The sequence below is a fragment of the Neobacillus sp. 19 genome (assembly GCF_049463095.1).
Taxonomy (GTDB): domain Bacteria; phylum Bacillota; class Bacilli; order Bacillales; family Cytobacillaceae; genus Neobacillus.
In genome coordinates, this window is record NZ_JBMPZU010000063.1 from 24,200 (window position 1) to 48,574 (window position 24,375).

The 24,375-nt window shown below is 39.8% G+C and carries 23 protein-coding genes and 1 pseudogene; 11 read left to right on the forward strand and 13 right to left on the reverse strand.

The features are described 5' to 3' along the window. The first annotated feature begins 111 nt into the window (after positions 1-111). The 3 genes from ACO1D1_RS20820 to ACO1D1_RS20830 all read left to right on the forward strand — a co-directional run bounded on the left by ACO1D1_RS20820 (position 112) and on the right by ACO1D1_RS20830 (position 1,237). Positions 112-390: an ArsR/SmtB family transcription factor gene (locus tag ACO1D1_RS20820; RefSeq protein ID WP_149872117.1), complete on the forward strand. Its 279-nt coding sequence runs from the start codon at positions 112-114 to the stop codon at positions 388-390. A gap of 100 nt (positions 391-490) precedes the next feature. Next, entirely contained in the window at positions 491-874 is a 384-nt protein-coding gene (locus ACO1D1_RS20825; protein WP_423336999.1) for a VOC family protein, read from the forward strand. A gap of 237 nt (positions 875-1,111) precedes the next feature. Further along, entirely contained in the window at positions 1,112-1,237 is a 126-nt protein-coding gene (locus ACO1D1_RS20830; RefSeq protein WP_263315246.1) for a hypothetical protein, read from the forward strand. Positions 1,238-1,320: 83 nt separating this feature from the next. Here ACO1D1_RS20830 and ACO1D1_RS20835 read toward each other — a convergent pair whose 3' ends face one another. After that, positions 1,321-2,694 (reverse strand): PLP-dependent aminotransferase family protein, encoded by a 1,374-nt coding sequence (locus ACO1D1_RS20835; protein ID WP_423336947.1) that lies wholly within the window; start codon positions 2,692-2,694, stop codon positions 1,321-1,323. Positions 2,695-2,842: 148 nt separating this feature from the next. Between ACO1D1_RS20835 and ACO1D1_RS20840 the strand changes: the two genes are divergently transcribed. Next, positions 2,843-3,793: a DMT family transporter gene (locus ACO1D1_RS20840; RefSeq protein ID WP_423336948.1), complete on the forward strand. Its 951-nt coding sequence runs from the start codon at positions 2,843-2,845 to the stop codon at positions 3,791-3,793. A 242-nt stretch (positions 3,794-4,035) separates the two neighbouring features. Here ACO1D1_RS20840 and ACO1D1_RS20845 read toward each other — a convergent pair whose 3' ends face one another. From ACO1D1_RS20845 to ACO1D1_RS20855, 3 genes are all read right to left on the reverse strand, one after another. Continuing rightward, a complete protein-coding gene (locus ACO1D1_RS20845) occupies positions 4,036-5,178 on the reverse strand; it encodes an IS91 family transposase (RefSeq protein ID WP_423336949.1) in 1,143 nt (380 codons plus the stop codon). Beyond that, a complete protein-coding gene (locus tag ACO1D1_RS20850; RefSeq protein ID WP_423336950.1) occupies positions 5,175-6,047 on the reverse strand; it encodes a tyrosine-type recombinase/integrase in 873 nt (290 codons plus the stop codon). Before ACO1D1_RS20850 ends, ACO1D1_RS20845 begins: the two co-directional genes overlap by 4 nt. 380 nt (positions 6,048-6,427) lie before the next feature. Further along, a complete protein-coding gene (locus ACO1D1_RS20855; RefSeq protein WP_423337000.1) occupies positions 6,428-7,054 on the reverse strand; it encodes a hypothetical protein in 627 nt (208 codons plus the stop codon). Between ACO1D1_RS20855 and ACO1D1_RS20860 the strand changes: the two genes are divergently transcribed. Next, positions 6,940-7,191, forward strand: a complete 252-nt coding sequence (locus ACO1D1_RS20860) for a hypothetical protein (RefSeq protein WP_423337010.1) — start codon at positions 6,940-6,942, stop codon at positions 7,189-7,191. The two genes, ACO1D1_RS20855 and ACO1D1_RS20860, sit on opposite strands and share 115 nt — an antisense overlap. Before the next feature lie 1,165 nt (positions 7,192-8,356). Further along, positions 8,357-8,905 (forward strand): nucleotidyltransferase family protein, encoded by a 549-nt coding sequence (locus ACO1D1_RS20865; protein ID WP_423337001.1) that lies wholly within the window; start codon positions 8,357-8,359, stop codon positions 8,903-8,905. Between the two features lie 138 nt (positions 8,906-9,043). On the opposite strand, the gene ACO1D1_RS20870 is transcribed toward ACO1D1_RS20865, so the two are convergent. Further along, a complete protein-coding gene (locus tag ACO1D1_RS20870; protein ID WP_423336951.1) occupies positions 9,044-9,532 on the reverse strand; it encodes a pyridoxamine 5'-phosphate oxidase family protein in 489 nt (162 codons plus the stop codon). Positions 9,533-9,802: 270 nt separating this feature from the next. On the opposite strand from ACO1D1_RS20870, the gene ACO1D1_RS20875 reads away from it, so the two are divergent. The 3 genes from ACO1D1_RS20875 to ACO1D1_RS20885 all read left to right on the forward strand — a co-directional run bounded on the left by ACO1D1_RS20875 (position 9,803) and on the right by ACO1D1_RS20885 (position 11,732). Continuing rightward, entirely contained in the window at positions 9,803-10,003 is a 201-nt protein-coding gene (locus tag ACO1D1_RS20875) for a cold-shock protein (RefSeq protein ID WP_027322891.1), read from the forward strand. A gap of 240 nt (positions 10,004-10,243) precedes the next feature. Beyond that, positions 10,244-10,642 (forward strand): transposase family protein, encoded by a 399-nt coding sequence (locus ACO1D1_RS20880; protein ID WP_423337002.1) that lies wholly within the window; start codon positions 10,244-10,246, stop codon positions 10,640-10,642. Further along, positions 10,572-11,732 carry an ISL3 family transposase gene (locus ACO1D1_RS20885; RefSeq protein ID WP_423337003.1) on the forward strand — a complete coding sequence of 387 codons (1,161 nt, stop codon included), beginning with the start codon at positions 10,572-10,574 and terminating at the stop codon, positions 11,730-11,732. The genes ACO1D1_RS20880 and ACO1D1_RS20885 overlap by 71 nt, the downstream gene beginning before the upstream one ends. A 719-nt stretch (positions 11,733-12,451) precedes the next feature. Here the strand turns inward: ACO1D1_RS20885 and ACO1D1_RS20890 are convergent. The 7 genes from ACO1D1_RS20890 to ACO1D1_RS20920 form a co-directional block, all read right to left on the reverse strand. After that, positions 12,452-13,594, reverse strand: coding sequence for an IS91 family transposase (locus ACO1D1_RS20890; RefSeq protein ID WP_423336949.1), 1,143 nt, complete (start codon positions 13,592-13,594; stop codon positions 12,452-12,454). Beyond that, positions 13,591-14,463, reverse strand: a complete 873-nt coding sequence (locus ACO1D1_RS20895; protein ID WP_423336950.1) for a tyrosine-type recombinase/integrase — start codon at positions 14,461-14,463, stop codon at positions 13,591-13,593. Before ACO1D1_RS20895 ends, ACO1D1_RS20890 begins: the two co-directional genes overlap by 4 nt. A 326-nt stretch (positions 14,464-14,789) precedes the next feature. Further along, positions 14,790-17,006 (reverse strand): glycerophosphodiester phosphodiesterase family protein, encoded by a 2,217-nt coding sequence (locus ACO1D1_RS20900; RefSeq protein ID WP_423336952.1) that lies wholly within the window; start codon positions 17,004-17,006, stop codon positions 14,790-14,792. Between the two features lie 734 nt (positions 17,007-17,740). Next, positions 17,741-18,820: a GerAB/ArcD/ProY family transporter gene (locus ACO1D1_RS20905; protein WP_423336953.1), complete on the reverse strand. Its 1,080-nt coding sequence runs from the start codon at positions 18,818-18,820 to the stop codon at positions 17,741-17,743. A 28-nt stretch (positions 18,821-18,848) separates the two neighbouring features. Then, the gene (locus ACO1D1_RS20910; RefSeq protein WP_423336954.1) at positions 18,849-19,073 is read right to left on the reverse strand and encodes a hypothetical protein; all 225 of its coding nucleotides are present in this window, start codon (positions 19,071-19,073) and stop codon (positions 18,849-18,851) included. Further along, on the reverse strand, positions 19,070-20,257 hold the full coding sequence (locus ACO1D1_RS20915) for a Ger(x)C family spore germination protein (protein ID WP_423337004.1): 1,188 nt from the start codon (positions 20,255-20,257) through the stop codon (positions 19,070-19,072). The genes ACO1D1_RS20910 and ACO1D1_RS20915 overlap by 4 nt, the downstream gene beginning before the upstream one ends. Before the next feature lie 5 nt (positions 20,258-20,262). Further along, a complete protein-coding gene (locus tag ACO1D1_RS20920) occupies positions 20,263-21,846 on the reverse strand; it encodes a spore germination protein (RefSeq protein WP_423336955.1) in 1,584 nt (527 codons plus the stop codon). A gap of 1,101 nt (positions 21,847-22,947) precedes the next feature. On the opposite strand from ACO1D1_RS20920, the pseudogene ACO1D1_RS20925 reads away from it, so the two are divergent. Both ACO1D1_RS20925 and ACO1D1_RS20930 read left to right on the forward strand, forming a co-directional pair. Continuing rightward, positions 22,948-23,040 (forward strand): annotated as a pseudogene (locus ACO1D1_RS20925) (L-2-haloalkanoic acid dehalogenase); the annotation flags it as partial. A gap of 269 nt (positions 23,041-23,309) precedes the next feature. Continuing rightward, positions 23,310-23,687: a RidA family protein gene (locus ACO1D1_RS20930; RefSeq protein WP_423336956.1), complete on the forward strand. Its 378-nt coding sequence runs from the start codon at positions 23,310-23,312 to the stop codon at positions 23,685-23,687. A 227-nt stretch (positions 23,688-23,914) separates the two neighbouring features. Here ACO1D1_RS20930 and ACO1D1_RS20935 read toward each other — a convergent pair whose 3' ends face one another. Then, positions 23,915-24,346: a hypothetical protein gene (locus ACO1D1_RS20935; RefSeq protein WP_423336957.1), complete on the reverse strand. Its 432-nt coding sequence runs from the start codon at positions 24,344-24,346 to the stop codon at positions 23,915-23,917. Positions 24,347-24,375 lie beyond the last annotated feature (29 nt).

Consider the following 24,375-nt stretch of genomic DNA (forward strand, 5'->3'; position numbering starts at 1 on the left):
ATTTTTCTATAATGGTTCAAACTACTGTTATGCATGATAGGTTCATTTCTCGTGCAACCGAAAAGTTGCTTATGCTTGACAGGCAACTGTAGGGTTGCTTATACTTGAAATATGAATTGGGACAAAGACGCTATATTCAAAGCACTTGGCGACTCGACACGAAGACTCATTTTAGACGAACTTTCCGAACGTAACGAGCAGACGATGTATGAACTTACGGTACGTCTGATTACGAAGCACGGCCTTTCCATTACGCGGCAGGCGATCGCCAAACATCTTTCTGTGCTGGAAGATGCAGGGCTCGTAAAATCAAAACGAAAGGGAAAATATCGAGTAATTAAATTTAACAACGAACCACTTAAAGATCTGCTAAAAGGATGGATCGAGTAATTTATGTAAAAATTTCCGGATAAAAGTAGGGGTTTTTCTGCTTAGGGCCAGATTGTTTGCAGCGCACTAAAGTGGTAAATATTAAAGGAGGCAAAACATGATGAAAATCATTGTAACCAGTTTATTCGTACAAGACCAAGACAGGGCACGGGAATTTTACTCTGAAAAGCTGGGATTTGTAATAAAGCACGACATTCCTATGGGGAAACATAGGTGGATTACGTTAGTTTCTCCCGATGCAGAGGACGGTACGGAGCTTTTACTCGAACCGAATGAGAATCCTGCCGCAACGGAGTTTCAAAAGAAGATATTTGCCGATGGCATCCCAGCAACAATGTTTGGCGTTGCAGATATTCAAAAAGAGTACAAACGATTATTGGAAGGCGGCGTAAAGTTTACAATGGAGCCGACAAAAATGGGCGAAGTCACCATAGCTGTTTTCGACGATACATGCGGCAACCTTATTCAGATCATGCAGAAGTAACTATCTTGGTTTGTTTTAAGTGACATGAACATACCTTGACGAAAAAAATAATGAAAACCCAGCACCGCCCTTTCTCTATATTTTGTTATAGGGGAAGGGTGGTGTTTTATTATGGAAATTTCAGCAAACGACTCCTGAAAGAAAAAATTGTAACCTTTTATCTTCTTTTGTAGAAAACAACCAACTAACACGTAAATCATGCTAAAGTGAACAAAACATATCTGAGGAGGAAGGGGAATGCAGTATATTGATAGTTTTGGTTGGGGCTTAAATATCATTCTAATGATTTGTTTTGTTATAGCGTTATTGGTGGTAATGAGAAAACCGAAAGAAAACCGAAAAAACACAAAGAAGAAAATGTAAAGAAATGACCAATTAACATGGGGGCGGTTCTGCTGGCTTTTTTTGTCATGAAAAAGTGCCATGAGAACCGTCTCCGTGGTTTTTCAATGATAGGATTTAAACGAGAGTGGATTGTATTTCTTTTTTTCACACATATCGATTATATATGTTGCAATTTGTTGTATACCGAGATGTATCTTATCTTCATTTACTTGTGAAATGCTTAGCCGAATGGCTTGCTGGCTGTTTTCAGCTAAGTACATTCTAGAAGCGTTGTCTACATAAATATGTTTTTCATGTAATAGGTAAATTAATTTATTGACATCTATATGTGAAGGCAAAAAGATGGTGAGATAAAAACCACTTTTGGGCTTTGTAAATTGTACATAGTCCGGTAAATACAATGAACAGGCTTCCAAGACTGTTTTCATTTTTTTTATGTACAATTTTTTTACGCTTTCTAAATGATAGTGAAACATACCATTTTTTAAATAGATTTCTAATGCTCCTTGTGAAAGTGTCGATGAAGTGAAATCAGTGCTAAATTTATAGCTTACAAAGGTGGGAATCATTGTTTCAGGGAGTGCAACAGTAGCCATACGCAGTCCTGGCAAAAATACTTTCGAAAAACTCTTTACATAAATGACTCTTCCGTTTGGTTCATAGGCAAACAAAGGGTCTGCTTTTAAATCCGGATCTAATTCTGCTAAGAAATCATCCTCTACAATGTATACATCGTATTTTTCCGCAAGTGCAACGATTTTTTTCTTTTCTTCATTTGTATAATGATGCCCAAGTGGGTTATGGCATCTTGGAACGATGTAAAAGAATTTAATATCGTTTGTTCGAAACAAATATTCAAGCCTTTCAAAATCAATACCCTCCATTGTTAATTCAATTCCTAACGTTGTAATCTGATTTAACTGTAAGGTATCGATCATTCCAAAGTAAGTAGGCTGCTCAATCAATACATTCTTCTTCCCGTTCGGAAACGGCATGTTGGCTAGAATGTGAAGCGCTTGTTGTGAGCCGGAAGTAATAACCAGTCGTTCAGGTTTCGTAAATACTTGTAAATGTTGTAAATACTTCGCAATCTCCTTTCGTAAAGAAAAAAGTCCCTGTTGCTCACTATAAGTAAATAATTGTTCTTTATAATGTTCAATCGCCTGGTTGATACAATGCTGAAAGTCCTCATAAGGCATGATCTGTTTATCCGGACCAGCAGATAAAAAATCAATATCCTTTTCATGTGGACTAGGTGTTTGGTAATAATCAACAACGTAATAGCCACTTTTGGGTTTAGCATAGACAATATGCTGTTGTTCCAATTCAACTAATGCCTTTACAACCGTATTTTTACTACATTGAAATTGATCAGCGAGCAGACGAATGGAAGGTAATTTATCACCTGTTTTTAACTGCTCATTCTCTATTTGTTGTTTCACCCATTCTAAAATACCTCTATATTTTGTTGTCATATGTTCTCCTTTGTATCTGTCCTATGACAGATGTGGAATTTTATGGTTCCAAATAGAGTGAATATTCATTACAATCATGTTTAATTAGTTTATTCCTTATTACCATGATTATGAAATACATTTGTATCCTTGTGAAGGAGGAATTTGAATGGGAAACAATAGTAAAAGAGGAATGCTGTTCGGCTTTATTGGCGTCGTTTGTTTTAGTCTTACCTTACCAGCTACAAGTATTGCTGTCCCATATTTTGGTGAGACAATTGTTGGGTTGGGTAGGACAGTAGTTGCGGCAATAATCGTAAGTATCATTTTTATCATAAAAAAGGAATCATTACCGAATAAAAAACAATTGAAAAGCTTAAGTATTGTTGCCGCTGGTGCTGTACTTGCCTTTCCGTTATTGTCAACTTTTGCAATGAAATCACTGCCTGTATCACATGGTGCAATTGAAACTGCTTTACTCCCGCTTGCGACAGCTGGTTTTGCTATGTGGCGCGGAGGCGAGCGGCCTTCGAAACGTTATTGGATTGCGAGTATTATTGGCGCTGTAACAGTGCTTCTTTATGCCGTATATTTAGGTTTAGGTCAATTACAAAAAGGGGATATGGCACTAATTGTAGCTGTCTTACTACTTGGGTTGAGTTATGCAGAAGGCGGAAAACTTTCAAAAGAGCTTGGCAGCTGGCAAGTCATCGCTTGGGCTATATTAATTGGAGCCCCGTTTTTTATTATTCCTGTTGGCTTAAGCATATCAGTAAATATGTTACAAGCGCCGATCGAAGCTTGGATCAGTTTGTTCTATTTAGCTGTTGTAAGCCAATTTTTAGCCTATATCGCTTGGTACGGAGGGATGTCTTTAGGAGGGATTGCAAAAGTGGGACAGATTCAATATTTACAGCCCTTTTTAATGATTGGATTTTCTGTATTGTTCTTGGGAGAATCGATCACATGGCTTACGATTGTATTAGCGATTGTTGTAGTGATATGCGTCATAATTGGAAAAAATGCACCTGTGATCAAGAAGGAGTCCAAGGGGACGGTTCTTATAGGGGACAATCGGAAGTTTTGCGTGGAAAAAGGCACAACTAGTAGTAATTGCTAGTTGTGCCTTAGCTCTATATCTTGCCGAAAGTCCAAATGCGCAGAATTTTTGATTGCCCAAGAAGAATGAAGTCGCGGTCATGGCCTATGGGGTTTCAATCTTTGGGGTTCGATAAAATTTTGATATTTAATTGCCTTTTTCATTTTTGAAAAGTACCTTTTATAAATTTTTCTCTACTTTTGGATACAGTTGCCCCCTCCCCACTAAAGAGGCTTTTTTAAAGGATATTCTTTTCTCTAAAATCATGGTACTGCTCCTAGGATGGCAGACCTAAGGTGTGATTTATTACAGGCTGAACATATCGTGACATCTTTTCCTGCAATAATAGAGACAATTTCCACGGTACTAAGTCCAGAGAATTTAGGTTGGTAAGTTGGACTATTGGTTAATTTTCGGCATAGTTTAAGTTTGGTTTTCTTATTTCGATTCGCCAGTAGACCATAGTGTCTGATCTTTACCAATCCCTTCGGGAGAATATGCATGAGAAATCGGCGAATAAATTCAACAGCCTTCATGGTCACGGTCTTCTTTTGATTATTATTTCGATAATCCTTCACCTGAATGGAAACTGTGTCTTTACCCATTGAAACAATTCGATTATTAGAAATAGCGATTCGGTGTGTATATCGCCCAAGGTACTGAACGACAGCCAAGGGACCTGAAAATGTCCGTTTGGTGTAGCTATACCAGTTCAGTGAGTAACATTTATCTATTAAACTTTGGAACTGTTTTGGATTTTCGTATTTTTTGGCGTCATTATAAAAAACAAGCAACTTCTGTTCATAATATTGCTTTAGGTAATACAGATACTTTCCGCGAAACTTCTTGGATAGTACTTTAACTGGAATAAAGAACTTTTTACTCGAGCTACGCCAACGGTTCTGCTTGGAAAGTCCACCGGCCAAGACAACAGTATGAATATGAGGGTGGAAATGCAAGTTTTGGCCCCATGTATGCAAGACAGAGAAAAAGCCAATTTGTGCACCTAGATACTTTTTATCTGTTGAAAGTTCCGCTAGGGTTTCCGCAACGCATTTGTACATTAAATCGTAAAGTAGCTTCTGATTATGATAGATTACCATGTGCAACTGTTCCGGCATGGTAAATACGACATGAAAATAGGGGGCATTGAGAATGTCCTTTTTTCGATTGTCCACCCAAACTTCTTTATTAACCCCTTGGCACATGGAACAGTGCCGATTTCGGCATGAATTATATCGAACCTGGGTATGACCGCATGTTTCACATTCATAGGCATGTCCACCTAAATCTGAAGTTCGACATCTTATGATGTCGTTGGCTGCTTTGGCCTGTTCAGGAGATGGTTTATATTTTTCTTTATATTGGGGATAGAATGCCCTAAATATATCTTGAACACTAGTCATCCTTCATGATTCTCCTTACAATCTAATGGACTTTTAACGCCCATTAAACTTTTAGAAGTCATGTGCAAATACGTTAGTGTGGTTTTAAGACTCTTATGCCCAAGCATCTGTTGGATAAATACTGGTTCGACTCCATCTTCTAAGGAGTGGGTAGAAAAGCAATGTCTTAATGTATGTGCAGAGATGGTAGAGTCAAGATGGAGCTTGTCCCTAAGTTTAATCAAGGTGTTCTTAATGGTTTTGACATTAATATGGTCCGTTTCGTTTCTACCTGGAAACAGCCAATCACTAGTTTTATAGTTTTTAGCCCGGAAATATGTTTTAAAATACTCGCGAAGCACTTCCAGTGCTGTCTGAGATAGTATCGTATACCTGTTGGTATTGTGTTTTGCATGGTCTACTCGAATTCGCATGGTCTTACTACAGATATCACTAATTTTTAGCTTCGCTACTTCACTCACACGAAGACCACTACCATAAATTAATACTAGAATAGCTTTATGTTTTAAATTGACGGTAGAATTTAATAGTAAAAGTACATCTTCTTTAGCAGGAATGACAGGTAGCTTCTGAATTCTTCTCATCCTTGGAACTTTTCTAGGATTCCATTCTTTATCTAATACGTAGGTATAGAAAAATTTAACCGCTGAAATGTAATTATTAATTGTTCCTGCAGAAAGCCCCTTATCTCTTTTTAGATAAAGGATGTATAGTTGGATATCCTCCTGGGTCATGTCTTCAATAGGCATTTGCCGATCCTGCATATAGATTAAAAAAGCCTGCATTCTTCTCCAGTAGGATTCCCTTGAGGAATCTGGGGTACCTTTAAGTTCGAAATATAGCTCCACTTTTTGTTCATATTGTTTCATGATATTACCTCCTGATGATTGATTATTCTAGTTGCAAATCAATAATCAGAAGATAGGTGGAGCTCTTCCAAACATAAGGAAAATATTGTGGTATATCTTTTGAGTTGTCCATGATATAATAATTGTCATATGAAAAAGTATGTCTTTCTTTGTATTGTTTGGTTTGGCGATTAAACAATATCACAAAGGACATACTTTTTCATTTTTTTTATACTTTTTTGGTTTGTGGGGGCTTTTAAAGAGCCATCGCGTTAGCGATTTCGTTCTTCTGCTGGATTTCATGGGAAAGAAAGAGCGAGAAATGCCATGAGAACCGTCCCGTGGTTTTTCAATGGTAAGAAGTTTATACTTACTTAATAATACCACCTTGACCTAATTGACTAAAATAGGATTTTTCCCACACCGATTAGATTACTAATAATTCCTAGTCCACCCATAGTGCCTTTTCCTAATTTAAGTAAGCCTTCAAGTATGCCCGGCTGGCCGTTACCTCCGTTATACCCCCATCCCATCGGGGCTCCCGGACCACCCCATCCCATGGGATGTACCTGGCCCCCCCAGCCTGCGGGGGTTCCAAAACCACCCCAGTTAGCCTGCTGTCCATTGGCGCTAAAACCAAAAGGATTGGCGGGAGGCGGCAGCATAGCGGCGGGGTGTCCTTGTGGGAACATCCCCTTATTATTGACCGGTTGGCCCCATGAGAAGGGCTGTTTTTGAGAATGGAAACCCTTATTACCGGCTGATGGAGCCCAACCTAGATGCGGTCCTTGTGGGAACATCCCTGCATGGTTAATCGGCTGCGCCCAAGGAGTTTGAGTCATGAAACCCAGATGTTTGGGAAATTGCGGCCAGTTGGCCGGCTGTTCTTGCGACTCCCAATCGTCATGATCCGGTGACAGCGAATTCTCGTAGTGTCCTTGAGACAGGAAAACGGGCTGTTCGGGAAGGTGCGGCCAGTTGGCCGGCTGCTCTTCCGACTCCCATTCGTCATGATCGACCGGCGGCAGCGAATTCCCGAGTTGTTTTTGAGACGGGAAACCCGTATTATCAGTCGGTTGCGGCCAGTTGGCAGGATGTTCATGCGACTCCCAATTATCATGATCGACTGGTATCATCGAATACCCGTTGTGTTCATGGGGTGTAAAGTCCGTATTGTCTGCGGGTGTTGTCCAACTGGAAGAAGGCTCTTGTGCTGTCAAACCTAATTGGCCGGGAGAGGAAGCCCGAATAGCAGGTTGTTCCATACTATCAAAACCCTTTAAACCCCGAGAACTCTTCCAACCAGCCGGATAGACTCGACCACTCCACCCCTCAGGAATCCCAAGACCATTAATTCCTTCAAATTTGGGTGTTTGGGGCTGTGAATATAATTGTGGCACTGAAATTCGGTGTGTATATAGCTGACCGTTTCCGTTTGAATTCAGAAACCAATACTGATGCATACGCCTATTCTCCTCATTTTAAAAACGTCATGTTAGACTTAACCTATGTAATATTCCTTTTTGTGGCTGGTTAAATAACTAGGTCTACAAGCCCGTATTTAAAAGATGGTCTATGGGGATGATTTTGGATTCGCTGATAAAATGAAAAATTCGCTGATATAGTGCCGAAATTCGCTGATAAACCTTAAAAATCGCCGATAAATGATTTAAGCCAGTTTATGCTGTTCAGTCATTCAATGATAAAGTGTGATTTTACACCTTTTCTGAATTTGTAAGGGGATACTCGCACGATTAGATCGCCGAACATCATGATTTATCAGGAATTGCATGTTCAGCGCCAGAAGTGATGTTAAGTTATATTGAAGCGAACACAATAGAATACAAGATTTTAAATAATTCAGATTTACATACATAGAAATCCTATGTATAATTTAGTTAATAAAAGTAAAAGGAGAATGCCGTATCAATCGTCGCCTTTTTTTTGTTACGTTCATTTTTGGATGGCTTGCCGTTTCAATTTCCCCTTTTTTTGATTCTGTGATTGTGTCAAATACTAATGATTTATCCTATCTTAAATTTGGTTTTCCACTACCTATCATTGAACAGCAGACATCGTTAACACCTATGGATAAAGACTTTCCTCTCACAGTAGGGGTCCTAAGTCCTCAAGAAAACGCAACCGATTTACTGGCTTTTAATTATATCTTTTCTATATTAATAGTAACCATAACTACCTATATCATTATTCTGGCTATAAAATTATTAGTTAGAAGGCTAATAAAAGTCTAACCCAAAGTTCAAGGGTAACTTGTAATACACATTTTAAGGAGAAGTTTTACAGTGATAAATGAGGAAAAAATCATTGAGATGATTACAGAGGATCAATGGATGATGAATATATTAAGAGCAGCAAAATCATTGAATTTGCCTGACTGGTGGATCTGTGCTGGATTTGTTCGATCAAAAATATGGGACACATTACATCATTTCAATGATAGAACTCCCATCCCAGATATTGATGTCATTTATTTTGACCCTGCAAATATTGATGAATTACTGGAAAAGAAACTTGAGGAAAAGCTTAAAACCCTTATGCCTAACATTCCTTGGTCTGTAAAAAATGAAGCAAGAATGCATATTAAAAGCAATATGCCTCCGTATGTTTCATCCGTGGATGCTATTTCCAAGTTTCCAGAAACAGCAACCGCATTAGGAGTAAAATTAGATGAAAAAGACAATGTGATCGTAACAGCCCCTTGTGGAATCAACGATGTGGTCAATCTTGTGGTAAAGCCGACTCCTTATTTTACAAAGACGAAAGAGAGAGTTGAAATTTACGAAAACCGAATATCAAAAAAGAACTGGAAAGCAGTTTGGAAACATTTAAAAGTGTATCATATAGATATTTCTTATTAAATGAACCAGGGCAAGTTTATAGTGCAAAATGGTGCTGGCTTAACCTCAATTGCTCTTTCAGTGTTCGCTGCAAATGGATCAACATCACTCAACACAGCAAAATGGATTGTCCTATAACCAGACAACCCATTTTTGCTGTTATTCATTCAATTCAACCGTTTCATTCACATCTGTCGATTTAGAACTTTGTCCTGTCATGCGTTTATAGAGAAAGGCAATTTTTTTTGTGAGATTACCGGTTTCCCAATATTCGGCTGCTTCCGCTTTTACCTTTATCAGGACAACGTTAGGATCATCATAAGAAGTTTGCATGATTTTCTCATGTGCTGTGCTCCACAATTCCTTTTTCTTATCTAAATCCGTAACGATTTCCGCTCTTCCGCGGACGGAAACAAAGGATTTACCTGCATAGGCCACATTCACATCTTGATCATGTAAAATTTCTTCATATTTATTAGTCTCTTTTTTAGTGAAAAACCATAAGTCGCCATCAAACTCTACTTCTTGTGTTTTCATAGGACGAGAAACAAGTCCTTCTTCAGTTACCGTAGTCAGCATGGCCGTGTCTACGTCTTTGATTAACTCTCTTAACGTTTCCATTTCTTCTTGCTTCATCATATTAGACATTTCCATCACCTCATTAATGTTTACAGAAGTATACTACCCTCTACAGTGCAAGTTTATGCCGTTCAAAAAAACTTTAAATATCCAAAAGATGAGTGTCAAAAATGGTTCCGTTCATGTTTTCTTGCAAATACTTTTGATAAATGGTAAGCTTAAGAGGAATTATTTTTGTTCGGTGTAATGAATAGTATAAGATTAGCTTTTCGTCTTGACGATCACTGAGTGCAAGGATAGTAACACATGTGTGCAAAGCACACAGCAGGAGGAAACAAAATGGAACAAGGTAAAGTAAAATGGTTTAACGCAGAAAAAGGTTTCGGATTCATCGAGCGTGAAGGCGGAGAAGATGTATTCGTTCATTTCTCAGCAATCCAAGGCGAAGGTTTCAAATCTTTAGATGAAGGCCAAGCAGTTACTTTTGACGTTGAGCAAGGCCAACGTGGAGCTCAAGCAGCTAACGTACGTAAAGCTTAATAAGTAGAACAAACGAAAACAGGCTCTTTATCGAGTCTGTTTTTTTGTTTTTTCTTTTAGGCTCTGTTAAACGTCGGGGTTCTTACGCAAACATGGTGAAAGCATTTTTTACTGCTTTTCGGGTATAGCAATACTAATACTCAAAGGGCGGTGGTTACAATGATCATTTCAAACTTCAATGAACTTTTCAAGTTCGACCAAAACGTTGAGGTCCTTTATACCAAAATGGAACCGGATACAATGTATGCCGTGTTAAAGATATGTTCAAAACATGCACAATGCCCAAAATGCAAACATGTATCGTCTCGACAGCACAGCCAATATGCTAGGAAAGTCGATGACCTTCCGGTCTCAGGTCATTCGGTTCATATAACCGTTCTATTGCACAAATGGTTTTGTGGTAACAAAGACTGTAAGATTAAAGTATTCACCGAACGTTTGAACTGGTTAAGCCCTTCCGCCAGAAAAACAAACAGGCTGGAAAACCTGATTCGTCATGTGGGATTCACTAATAATTGCCTGGCCGCTGAAAAAATCTGCCGAAAAATGCGTATTTCGATAAGCCATGATGCCATTCTGTACCGGATTAAAAAGGAAGAACCGGTTAAGCCAAGGGAGTGTCCCTTTCGTGGGCATTGATGATTTTGCTTTTAAGAAAAGAAAACGGTATGGCACGATTTTCATAGACCTACAAACAGGTGATATCCTTGATTTTTTACCAAACCGAGACAAAGAGTCAGTAAGGAACTGGCTCATCAAACATCCTGAAATTCAACTGATTACAAGAGATCGTGCCCATGCATATAAAAATGCGGCAGAGGAAGCGTCACCAAAAATCAAGCAAGTTGGTGATCGTTGGCATATCCTCCAGCATCTTTTTGACGCAGTTAAGAAGACGATTAAGTCTATTGTGCCGCCAAGATGGAAACCGACTGGTCAAGACTCAAATGTCCAACAATGCAGTTCATTACGCCCTTTACCAAAACGGCTCCAACCTTTGGTGGAACACGAAGAAAACGTTTGGAAGAGAATTCAAAATGCCCGGCGCCTTCAGAAAGAAGGCAAGAGCATCACAGCGATCGCAAAGCAGCTAGGTATTTCCCGTAATACCGTTTATAAGGATTTAGCTACGACATCGAAACCGTCCCTTAAACGAACTTCTTTATTTGATCGATATCTTCCCCTTATCCGTAACATGATCGCAGATGGATCAAAGGGTGATGAGATAGAGGCTGCGTGCAGGAAAGCAGGGTTTGGTGGACATCGCAACACACTAAATTACATGATTGCGGACGAACGCCGGGATATCCGAAATAAAAAGCCACAGACACTGAATCTTCAACAGGCAATCATCCGGATCCTTTGGGATAAGGACGTACAGAACCATAAGAAAGCATTTAAATCCTTGCATCCCAACCTTCTAAAAACGTTCCCATCGTTAATGGAAATTAGCGAATTCATTCAATCCTTTAGGAGCCTTTTTGAGGAAAAACATTCATCTGGCCTTAGAAAATGGCTGATTGAACATAAGCACTCACCATTTACTTATTTCCAAACCTTCCTTAATGGCATCAGAGGTGATATTAAGGCTGTTTATTACGCTATAACATTACCTTGGTCAAACGGGAAAACTGAAGGAACCATAAATAAGTTGAAAAATATCAAACGGATGATGTATGGACGTGCAGGTATAACGGTGTTGTTAAATCGCTTACGTTTCCAGGGTTAAAACTTGATTAATATAACATTTTTTTACCGAAGGTAACACTTTTACTTAGGGCTACAAACATTCACCAAAAAGACGTAAGAACCAACGTCGGTGTTGATTTCCGTTACAGCCGCTTCGCTTTCCGCGGGGCGGGCGGTGAGCCTCCTCGGCGCTAAAGCGCCTGTGGGGTCTCACCTGTCCCGCTGCTCCCGCAGGAGTCTCGCGGCTTCCACTCCAATCAACAGTGGTTCCAAATCAACAATAACCTTGAACAGAGCCTTCTTTTAAAAAACAAGGAGCCCCGCTCACGAATGAGCGGGGCACATGTAAACAAGTAAATCAAATGGTACTCAAAGTGTAACACATAATCCCGAAATCTCCTAATTCCCTTAGATCCCTCTTTTCAGACAATGGGACTGGGGGACCAAGGGGACGGTTCTTATAGGGGACAATCGGAAGTTTTGCGTGGAAAAAGGCACAACTAGTAGTAATTGCTAGTTGTGCCTTAGCTCTATATCTTGCCGAAAGTCCAAATGCGCAGAATTTTTGATTGCCCAAGAAGAATGAAGTCGCGGTCATGGCCTATGGGGTTTCAATCTTTGGGGTTCGATAAAATTTTGATATTTAATTGCCTTTTTCATTTTTGAAAAGTACCTTTTATAAATTTTTCTCTACTTTTGGATACAGTTGCCCCCTCCCCACTAAAGAGGCTTTTTTAAAGGATATTCTTTTCTCTAAAATCATGGTACTGCTCCTAGGATGGCAGACCTAAGGTGTGATTTATTACAGGCTGAACATATCGTGACATCTTTTCCTGCAATAATAGAGACAATTTCCACGGTACTAAGTCCAGAGAATTTAGGTTGGTAAGTTGGACTATTGGTTAATTTTCGGCATAGTTTAAGTTTGGTTTTCTTATTTCGATTCGCCAGTAGACCATAGTGTCTGATCTTTACCAATCCCTTCGGGAGAATATGCATGAGAAATCGGCGAATAAATTCAACAGCCTTCATGGTCACGGTCTTCTTTTGATTATTATTTCGATAATCCTTCACCTGAATGGAAACTGTGTCTTTACCCATTGAAACAATTCGATTATTAGAAATAGCGATTCGGTGTGTATATCGCCCAAGGTACTGAACGACAGCCAAGGGACCTGAAAATGTCCGTTTGGTGTAGCTATACCAGTTCAGTGAGTAACATTTATCTATTAAACTTTGGAACTGTTTTGGATTTTCGTATTTTTTGGCGTCATTATAAAAAACAAGCAACTTCTGTTCATAATATTGCTTTAGGTAATACAGATACTTTCCGCGAAACTTCTTGGATAGTACTTTAACTGGAATAAAGAACTTTTTACTCGAGCTACGCCAACGGTTCTGCTTGGAAAGTCCACCGGCCAAGACAACAGTATGAATATGAGGGTGGAAATGCAAGTTTTGGCCCCATGTATGCAAGACAGAGAAAAAGCCAATTTGTGCACCTAGATACTTTTTATCTGTTGAAAGTTCCGCTAGGGTTTCCGCAACGCATTTGTACATTAAATCGTAAAGTAGCTTCTGATTATGATAGATTACCATGTGCAACTGTTCCGGCATGGTAAATACGACATGAAAATAGGGGGCATTGAGAATGTCCTTTTTTCGATTGTCCACCCAAACTTCTTTATTAACCCCTTGGCACATGGAACAGTGCCGATTTCGGCATGAATTATATCGAACCTGGGTATGACCGCATGTTTCACATTCATAGGCATGTCCACCTAAATCTGAAGTTCGACATCTTATGATGTCGTTGGCTGCTTTGGCCTGTTCAGGAGATGGTTTATATTTTTCTTTATATTGGGGATAGAATGCCCTAAATATATCTTGAACACTAGTCATCCTTCATGATTCTCCTTACAATCTAATGGACTTTTAACGCCCATTAAACTTTTAGAAGTCATGTGCAAATACGTTAGTGTGGTTTTAAGACTCTTATGCCCAAGCATCTGTTGGATAAATACTGGTTCGACTCCATCTTCTAAGGAGTGGGTAGAAAAGCAATGTCTTAATGTATGTGCAGAGATGGTAGAGTCAAGATGGAGCTTGTCCCTAAGTTTAATCAAGGTGTTCTTAATGGTTTTGACATTAATATGGTCCGTTTCGTTTCTACCTGGAAACAGCCAATCACTAGTTTTATAGTTTTTAGCCCGGAAATATGTTTTAAAATACTCGCGAAGCACTTCCAGTGCTGTCTGAGATAGTATCGTATACCTGTTGGTATTGTGTTTTGCATGGTCTACTCGAATTCGCATGGTCTTACTACAGATATCACTAATTTTTAGCTTCGCTACTTCACTCACACGAAGACCACTACCATAAATTAATACTAGAATAGCTTTATGTTTTAAATTGACGGTAGAATTTAATAGTAAAAGTACATCTTCTTTAGCAGGAATGACAGGTAGCTTCTGAATTCTTCTCATCCTTGGAACTTTTCTAGGATTCCATTCTTTATCTAATACGTAGGTATAGAAAAATTTAACCGCTGAAATGTAATTATTAATTGTTCCTGCAGAAAGCCCCTTATCTCTTTTTAGATAAAGGATGTATAGTTGGATATCCTCCTGGGTCATGTCTTCAATAGGCATTTGCCGATCCTGCATATAGATTAAAAAAGCCTGCATTCTTCTCCAGTAGGATTCCCTTGAGGAATCTGGGGTACCTTTAAGTTCGAAATATAGCTCCACTTTTTGTTCATATTGTTTCATGATATTACCTCCTGATGATTGATTATTCTAGTTGCAAATCAATAATCAGAAGATAGGTGGAGCTCTTCCAAACATAAGGAAAATATTGTGGTATATCTTTTGAGTTGTCCATGATATAATAATTGTCATATGAAAAAGTATGTCTTTCTTTGTATTGTTTGGTTTGGCGATTAAACAATATCACAAAGGACATACTTTTTCATTTTTTTTATACTTTTTTGGTTTGTGGGGGCTTTTAAAGAGCCATCGCGTTAGCGATTTCGTTCTTCTGCCGGCCTTTTTTGACAAGCAAAAGTGGGAAATGCCGGATCAACCGTTCCTGTGGATTAATCCTCCAGCTGGAACGTATGGCTGAAATGAACCTTTCCGTTTTCATCCTGAATTTCTACAATCGCTTGCTTCGCTGCAGGATCCACACGGAACACGCCGAAGTTAAAGAAATTGCCTTCAGCATATAATTTCTCCGGGCCGAAAGTTGGATCCAGTGTCCCTGGATTGATCTTTACCGCTCCGATTGGTCCGCTGATCAATTCGTTATAATCCGTCTTACCATCTTGATTGGCGTCATATTTGATTACTTCGGCAAAGTGGACATCTGTTGTGACGAAGAAAACATTTTTGATTCCTTTTTCGATGATAAAATCAGAGATTTCCTTGAACTCGTTCTCAAACCCTGTTGGATCATTTGGGTTTACATTGTCTCCATTTGCCCATCCATCTCTAGCCATGGCTTTTCCAGTTGGAAAGGAGATTGGCACAGAAGATGCGACCAGTTTTACTTTTGCATCTGACTCAAGAAGCTGCTGCTTCAGCCATTCTACTTGTTCCTTCCCTAGCATGGTTTTATCTGGCCCATCTGCCTGGTTGTTAGGAGAGCGGTAACCCCGGTTGTTTAGGATCACCATATCCATCGCGTTGCCCCAAGAATACTTGTGATACAGCTTGTCCTCTGCACTGCGTTCATTAGAAATGGGGTAGTAGTTTTTAAACGCATGTAATCCAGTTGGAGTCAGCGGCTGGGATGGGCCTGAAAAGTCATTTGTTACTTCATGGTCATCCCAAATGGCATAGGTCGCTGTTTTCTGCAGCAGGCTGCGGAATCCTTTATCGGTCCGGATTTCTTTATACTTCGCCCAAAAATCCTCTACCGTTTGCGAAGGAGGATTCGGCACTGCCGGGGTAGGGCTATCCGCATAAATCGTGTCCCCGCTGAACAGGAAGAAGTCTGGATTGACTGCGGACATCGCTTCGAATGATTTGTATGGCGGAATCTCGCCATGGCCGCCTGTATCGCCGCCCCAAACCATTGTCAATGGTTTTAAGCTGTTTTCCCCCGGTGCCGTTTTAAATGAACCATTGACGGTATACTTGCTGGAAACAGCATGTGCCCGGTAGTAGTAGGTAGTATCCGCCTTTAATCCGTCCACTTCTACCTTTACGGTAAAATCGTTCGTACTATTTGCAGGTGCTGTTTTGACCATTGTATCGTGTTTAAACGTACTGTCTGTAGAAATTTCAAATTGCACGTTTGCTTTTTCGTTGGTCCTAGTCCATAAGATGGCTGAAGAATCGGTCACATCACCGCTTGCAATCCCGTGTGAAATATACGGCTTGTCTAGCAGACTCTCAAACTGATCCGGGTAGTTTGTGAATAGCCCATCGACACCAAGTGAGGTTAGGGAAACCATATCATCCTGAGAATTGACGGTCCACGGATGAACGAGAAGCTTGTTTTGATGTGCAGCTTGCATCATCTTTGGAACCACCAGTTCTTTGCTCGGACCTACACCAGAAGCATAATCAGAGATTCGATGCATCTCCTGGGACACATCTTTCCCTTTCAGCATACTAGCATTATAAAGCTGAATCAGTTTAACATTTGGGGCAAGATTGTGTACCTTACGAAGGCTCTCCTCGCTGAAGGATTCAAGAAATAGTTTTTCAGTCTCTAAGACTTTGGTTTTTTTCAAGATTTCAATTACTTTCTCTTCCATTCCCGGGTACACACTTGGAGCTTTTGTTTCCATATACAGACCGGCTTTGCCATTACCGTGCTGCTTAACGAATTCAATGGCTTCCTCCAGTGTGGGAACCTTCTGCCCGATGTACGCTTGTTTTGCCTGATCCGGATAGGCTTTATTAAACCATGAGCCTGCATCGAGACGCTGGATTTCTTCTAGAGTAAAATCCTTTACCCGCCATGGGGCCCGGTCTGGATAAAGTTCCTTGGCATTGGTCGTCCGCGCCAATGTTTCATCATGCATGGCAATCAATTGGCCATCCTTCGTCATTTGTAAATCAAATTCGACATAATCGGCCTTCATTGTCATCGCCTGTTTATAGGCGGCAAGTGTATGTTCCGGGCCGTATCCAGAGGCACCGCGGTGGGCAATCACGGCCACATCGGAGTTTAGTGGTGTTAATGTTGATTGTCCATTATCCGTTACGGACATTTCAATCGGCTTGGCTAAAACGGCATATGGCGCAGCAGTTGTGACGGACAAGGACAGGCAAGCAAGACTAGCAATTAAACTCTTTTTCATTTTGCAATCATCCCCTATACGTTTTATGTATTTCTCTTTAAAAATATAGGAGCATTGTTGAGCATAGGTTAATAGAGTATGAAAAATCTGTAAATAGGAAGAAAACAGGTCTTTTTCCTTATAAATGTTGGGACTGGATTACTATGTAATAATGGGAAGGAAAATTTTGATTTGCTATTGGAAGAAGTAAGTGGGGGAAATGTTGAAGCGTTGATCTTCCATGTATGCAAGGGAAATCCTTTTAGGGCGATACTTTACTGCTGTTTCAATCAAATGTTTGCATAGGAAAGCAACTATGGAAATTGCTCGAAAGGATGTATATTTCGTGAAAATGGTGGAGAATGGTCGTGGCGTGTCAAAGTCCAATTTACACAAACTAAAAGATTACTTTACAAAAATCCTAAAGAAAATTTAACATCGAAAATTACAATGAGGTAAACATAAATATTTATTTCTAAGGAGGTACCAAATGGTTCTAATTAGAAAACTTTCGTTATGTTTCCTTGTTTTACTCGGCTTAATTTGTACTTCTTATATGTTCTTAGTTATCGTTACTTCTTTTTTTTACCATTTCTGGTTATGGACATGATCGCCATTATTACAAAGTCACCCCCGACGTAGAAGCGGTCTACGTATGGAATTCGTGAATTTTTCAACCCAAACCCCGACGTAGAAGCGGTCTACGTAGGGGTTTCACGAATTTTCAAGCGCAACCACCGATGTAGGACCATTCATCATCTCCTCCTGATTAGCGCAACTGATAGCAGTAAAATAGGAATGAGCAGCTGTACTGTTAAGAAATAAAAGGGCACAGTTGTCCCCATTCCCCGAATCATGTCCTCAAACGAGGGGATCGACCAGATTGAAAATAAAATAATTAAAAAACCAATGGGTAAGATAAACGGTTTATAACTGGGCAGTGTCAGCCATTGGGACGTGCCAAGCACTAGCATATAAAAAAAGGCGGAAAGCTGGACGAAACCGCCAAGAATCCAAACGGCGATGACGATTGACTCCACATGTTCAAAAAAAGTGCCGATGCTTATAAACCTTGCCGCCTCAAATACGGGGAATTGCAGGTTGGAAATAATTCCTCCAAATAATAATAGATTTCCAAGATTTATAAATACCATTGTCATCACACTGGCAATAAGCGATAACATTCCCCATTTCATGACCTTTTGTTGTTTCCGTAAAGAAGGGATGAGGAACGACATCAATGAAAATTGACTTAACCAGGCGAGTGGGGCAAGGGAACCTTTAATAGAGGGCATTACCCCATCTTGCAGTATGGGAAATATATTTTTTACATTCAAGTCAGGAATGAGAAAAACATAAATCAGGATGTAGAGGGCCAAAACAATCGGCCAAAAAATCGTCGCGCATCGTCCAATCGTTTCAATGCCTCCATGAACAGCAATTGCGCAAGAAAGGGCAATACTTCCGGTAACAATAATGATCGGTGTTTTATGCAAAAAAGCACTTCCAATGAACTCACCGTATTCCCTAAATGCGATTGCCGTATCGTGCAGGAGAAAAAACAAGTAAATGAAAGCGAGAATTTTGCCAAGGGTCCTGCCTAGAATAAGTTCACAATATTCGATTAGCGTTTTCCCCGGAAAAAGCCTAGAAAGCTTTACAATAATCAGGACAATCAGAAAGCCGCTCAAAGAACCCCAAATGGGCGACAGCCATAAATCACGCTTTGCATGCTGGGCGGTGACATATGGAATGTAAAGAATAGCCGTAGCGATAACGGTTGCATACATAATAAGGGCTAATTCCAAGTAAGAAATTTTACCTTTTTCAATCATATTTGTTCAGTCCTCTTCTAAAAGGCGTCTACTGCCAAAATGGTTCAAATGACTGATAGATGAAATCCACTAGTTGCCCTGGCCCCGGCATATCTGGAAACACAACAAGTAAAACAGCAAGAATCCAGTTAATCAGCATCAGTGATAAAAAGGCCATTTTTACTTTTTTCTTATTTTTTTTCAATATCGGCCATTGCGACAAAAAGATGAGCGCAAGTAAAATGGTTACTCCCAGTACTCCTGCCACCTTCATCGTGCAGCACCTTTTTTACGGGTTCCAGTTGCCATACCGGTTCTTTTGATATTTACCTTCGTTTCAAATGAAAGGGCGATTTGTGGGAAAATTTCATTCCACTCCTCTTTATGTTGTTTCCAAATTTGTGGATATTTCCTTTGGAATTCATCAGCAAAATTAAAAATATCAGCATGTAAGTCTTTCTTTACAATCGAAAAAGCTAACTGTTCTCTTTGCCTGATTTCCACACCAACCTTTTGCTCGACTTTTTTTATGACCTTTGGATCCAGAAAATTAAGTGTTGTCGTATTTTGAATCACTTCCAGGTCTACGTTTGTTTTGATGTGCATGCCCCATTTTCCATCCTTTATGGTGGGGATCAATTCACTATGGCTTCTAATTATATTTAAGGAGATGTACCCTTTTTCGTCTTGAAAAGAGATGGTAATCACACCTGATTTGATCTCATTTCTTGGCCAAAGAATCCCCCTTGTTTCTTTATCACCTAATTTTCCTACCATTTTTCCATCCTTAAAAATAGCGGCTCCGTTAATGATTGGAATGGCCTTTTTTGAATCCATCATGGATGGGTCCAGGTTTTCCACCCAAGGGAGTACGGCTGCATTGGATTCACCTGACAGCATCTGCGAAAAATCCTTCACCGTTACTTTCACACCAATATGTGTTTTGACGATTTTGCGAAGTTGTTTTGAGGTGCTTCTTTCCAATTCAGGCATGGCCTGCAAAACATTCTTAGGCCTTCCTTTCGCCACAAACACGTCGGCACGAATACGGGGTTCCGAGTGCCGCATCCAAAAATCAATTTCGTCGCTTATTCCTTCCTTTGCTAATGTTTCTCCAATAATGAGCACCTCGTTTTGCCCCCAAAAAATTTCTCTCGTAAGTTCTTCCTGGAGTCGTGCCATCGCATCTGCGACCGTTTCCCCTTCAGCCGACCTGACAAATGACTGGCCGCTGCTGCTTCCGCTAGACATCCCGGATTGTCCTCCGCCTTGTGGGGCGCGTGGAATAAATATTTGAGCGGAGAGTTCGATATTATTTTTCTTCCCTTTATCTATACCTGATGCCAAAATAAGAGCTAAATCATTCACTTCGGTTCGGTCCCAACAGCCTGCTAGGCAAAACGAAGTCAAGCATACTAGGAGGATGAAAGGGCAGGTTTTCTTAACCGATCGAATCATACCACTCAACTTCCGTCGCCACCTTTGCTTGGATCAGGCTTTTGGTTACTGGCCTCACGCATTAAGTCACTCGAATCATTTGAAAAAAGGCTTGGACGAGTATCCATTGCCCACCAAGGAGCCCGAATTAGGATATCCTTCCAATTGTGAACCTTTAGCGCCCCAGTTGAATTGAAATAGGGTACACCAAAGGATTTTAGATTACATAAATGTGCGACAATGGCAGTAATTCCGAGCATAACACCCAATAGTCCTAGCATCCCCGATAAAATCATGATGGGAAAGCGCAGGATTCGAGTCGATATGCCGGTCGCATATCTTGGCATTAAAAACGAGGCGACTCCCGTAATGGCGACCACCATGACCATTGGTGATGAAACCAGGCCTGCCGCGGTCGCAGCTTGTCCAATGACCAAAGCCCCGACGATACTAACAGCAGCACCCACTTGTTTTGGCAGCCTCACACCTGCTTCCCTTAATGCCTCAAACGTGATTTCCATGATAAACGCTTCAACCAATGCCGGAAAAGGAATTTGTTCACGGCTTTCAGCGATCGTTAAGAGCAGCGTGGTTGGAACCATTTCTTGATGAAACGTTAAGATTGCCACATACGCTGATGGGGCAAGCAGCGAGATGAAAAAGAACATATAGCGCAGCCAGCGGATAAAGGTACTGATGTAAAACTGATTATAATAATCTTCCGGTGACTGTAAGAGAGTGGCAAACGTACATGGTGCAATGAGAGTGATAGGGGTGCCGTCAATCAAGATCACAACACGCCCTTCCAAAAGACAGGCTGCCGCTACATCCGGACGTTCTGTTGTTAAGACTTGTGCGAAAGGAGAATACGGGTAATCAATGATCATTTCCTCAATATATCCGCTTTCTAAAATGCCATCAATCTTGATTCGCTTAAGCCTGCTGGTCACCTCATTAACTAGAGTGGTGTCGGCGATTCCTTCAATATAAGCCACGATGATAGGTGTTTCTGTATATTGGCCAATCGTCATTTGTTTCATTTTTAATAATGGATGACGAATTTTCCTGCGCAACAGGGAGGTGTTTACGCGTAATGTTTCAATAAACCCTTCTCTAGGACCGCGAATGACTGATTCCGCGTCTGGTTCCATAATACTGCGCTTTTCCCACTTCGGCAGCCCGATGGAAATTCCTTTTGTCTGTTTTTCCATTAGAATAATCGGGTTCCCTATTGAGATTTGTTTAAAAACATCAGAAATCGAATAAATCTCTTTGAGATCCGAAATGGATATTTCCTTTTTCGTACACTCAAATACCGCATCGCAATCAAGGTCTTTCATCCTGATCAGCGGCATGAGTACATGCTGATCGACTTCTTCCGTATTAGAAAGACCATCTATGTAAAGAAGAACGGCATTGACACTGCTGCCAATAGTAAATTCGCGAAATATCACATCCGAACAATCTTTATAGGCTGATTTTAGCCTTTCCATATTTTTAGATAACTCCGGATCAAGAGGAATTTCCGGTAATGTATCCAACGATTCATTCAAGTGTTTACTTGGAAAATCAAATATCTTTTTCTTTTTCCTTTTCTCCAAAAATTTCATCAACTGGTTCCCCTTGGCACGTAATTACGGTTATTTTTTGCCCAATCTGTGGGGATTATACTTCAGTCGTTTTCTGGATTCGTTCTTATGACCGAAAGCCGTGATATTTTAAGTTTGATCTAGTGGGCGGATCAACTTCCATGAGATATCCTTTTAGGTGGATAGTGATACGACGGAATAGGGGATGAGTGCGACGTAACTTACGACACAAATCTTTGGACTTAAGACATATTTTTGGACAAATGCGACTTAAAAGAAGTATCTAGAATTATTCTACTTGGAGGTTTTCGTGGATTTTGGGCCTTAACATCGAAGAAGAACCCGTCTACTTGGATGTTTGAGTGAATTTTAGGTACGAATGTCGAAGTAGAACCTGTCTACTTGGATGTTTGAGTGGATTTTAGGTACGAACGCCGAAGTAGAACCCGTCTACTTGGATGTTTGAGTGAATTTTAGGTACGAACGTCGAAGAAGAACCCGTCTACGTTGGTGTTTGGCAAATTTTTAAGCTCCCATTTTTCATATGTTGGTCAGTTAAATCCCCACCACCATATGAATCTATAGAGTAGGCGCAAGAAACCTCTTCATGTGTCTACTCTATTTGTTTCTACGTACATTTAGGGACAGGTTTCGACCTTCTTTTTGGGCCTTCGCGAAGGGAGTTCAGGATTGGAGCGGGTTGAGTCTGCTTTCAAACGAACGTTTAATTGATATCGGAATGACACAGATTTGATAGAACCATGTAAGTTCACGTGTAACTAGTTGGATTTTGTGAATATATGGGCTATTCCTTGTAAATTTCCCTGGCAATTCTCGACAATTTCTTTTTCAGGTTTCCATGGGAAAGCCTTATAGATCCTACTTTACTGCTGTTTCAAGCAAATGTTTGCATAAGAAATAAACTATAGAAATTAGTCGAAAGGTTGGTTATGTTTTAGTTTAGAAGGTTTGTCTCTTTACATATAAAACATCATTTAGGTAAGTTGGCTGTGACCATTTAAGGTTAATAGAAGAAGGAGGAAATATTAGCAAAGGCCGAGAAGTATTTATTAAAAGGAAGTTCGTATATAGAAAAAATGTATTCGGGAAGAGGGGTAGATCATGATTAAGGCTGTCCTATTTGATTTAGATGGAACGTTGTTAAATAGGGATGAATCAGTAAAGAAATTTATTGACCACCAATATGAACGATTGAATAAATAATTATAAATTGAAACTCATAAATGTTTCTTTTTCGATGGAATTTACACTTCAACCATTATTCATCTAACGGCCCAACCCGTCTATGAGCGGATTTATGATGTTCAATGAGCGATTTCGGGTTTAATGAGCGAATGTTGCCATTCAATGAGCGAATCCAATGAATAGAAAACTTTCAGCATCTTTCTTTCTCAAAGTTTCATTAATATTGCCCCTAGCACAACTGACATTTGGAATGCTTATATCTAAAGGAGGAGTTTAATATGTCAAGAAAGGCTTTTAATGCATCTGGAGCTGTTGCTGTTGGTCCTTACTCACACGCAATTGAAGCTGGAGATTTAATATTTTTATCTGGGCAAACCCCAGTAGACTCAAAGACTGGAAAGCTTGTAGAAGGTGATATTGTTGAACAGACCAATCAATGTTTTAAGAATCTTTTCAATGTATTGGAATCAGCAGGTTTAACTCCTGATAATGTTGAAAAAGTGAATGTATTCTTAACTGATATGAATCATTTCACAGCAATGAATGAAGTGTATTCTAAACAATTTTCCGAGCCATATCCTGCTCGTACAACTAAAGGTGTGTCATCCCTCCCTCTTGGTGCACAAGTTGAAATCGAGATGATCGCTAGAAGATAAAACTCGGGTAAAAAGGGCTCTAGTCATTAGTGGCCAAACTTGATTGTGTTAACGTTTGTACTTTTAAGCACAATCAGACAGGATTGAAAATCATTGTTTGCAAACGGACAGTTAGTGGAATAAGACAAGTTAAAAACAAACCATTAGCGAAATTAGGGGTTTCATTCGCTGCTGAGGTAACTACATGCACACTAAATCATTCAAAAAGAGCAGGTCATATCTGCTCTTTAGTCATTCAACAAAATATCTTTTAGTGTTTGGGCATCTTCTTTTTCTAATGTGCCTAAAGCATTTTTTTCTCTGTCAATTATCGTTGCTGATGCATCGCCTTGATTGAACCAGATAAAATATTCAAATAATCTTTCTGGCATATTTTTGTCAAAGGTGTAGAATAAAGTGGCTTTCACATCTTCTTTTCGAGCCATATTAGCCTTTACGTTCTGTTCCCACTCAATTTTTGCAAATACATCTCTTAAAGTTTTTATCTTTTCTTCCTCTGAAATGATTATTTCATTGTCAATGTGTTCATCAGCGAATAGTTGAATGTCAACTCTAGTTAGTTTGTTTAAATCGAACTCTTTAGGGACTTCTTTTGAACAACCAATAAGAGTTATAAGGAATATAGTAAATATTGATAAAATCATAAGTGTTTTTTTCATTCAAGAACCCCCGATAATATTACTCTTTT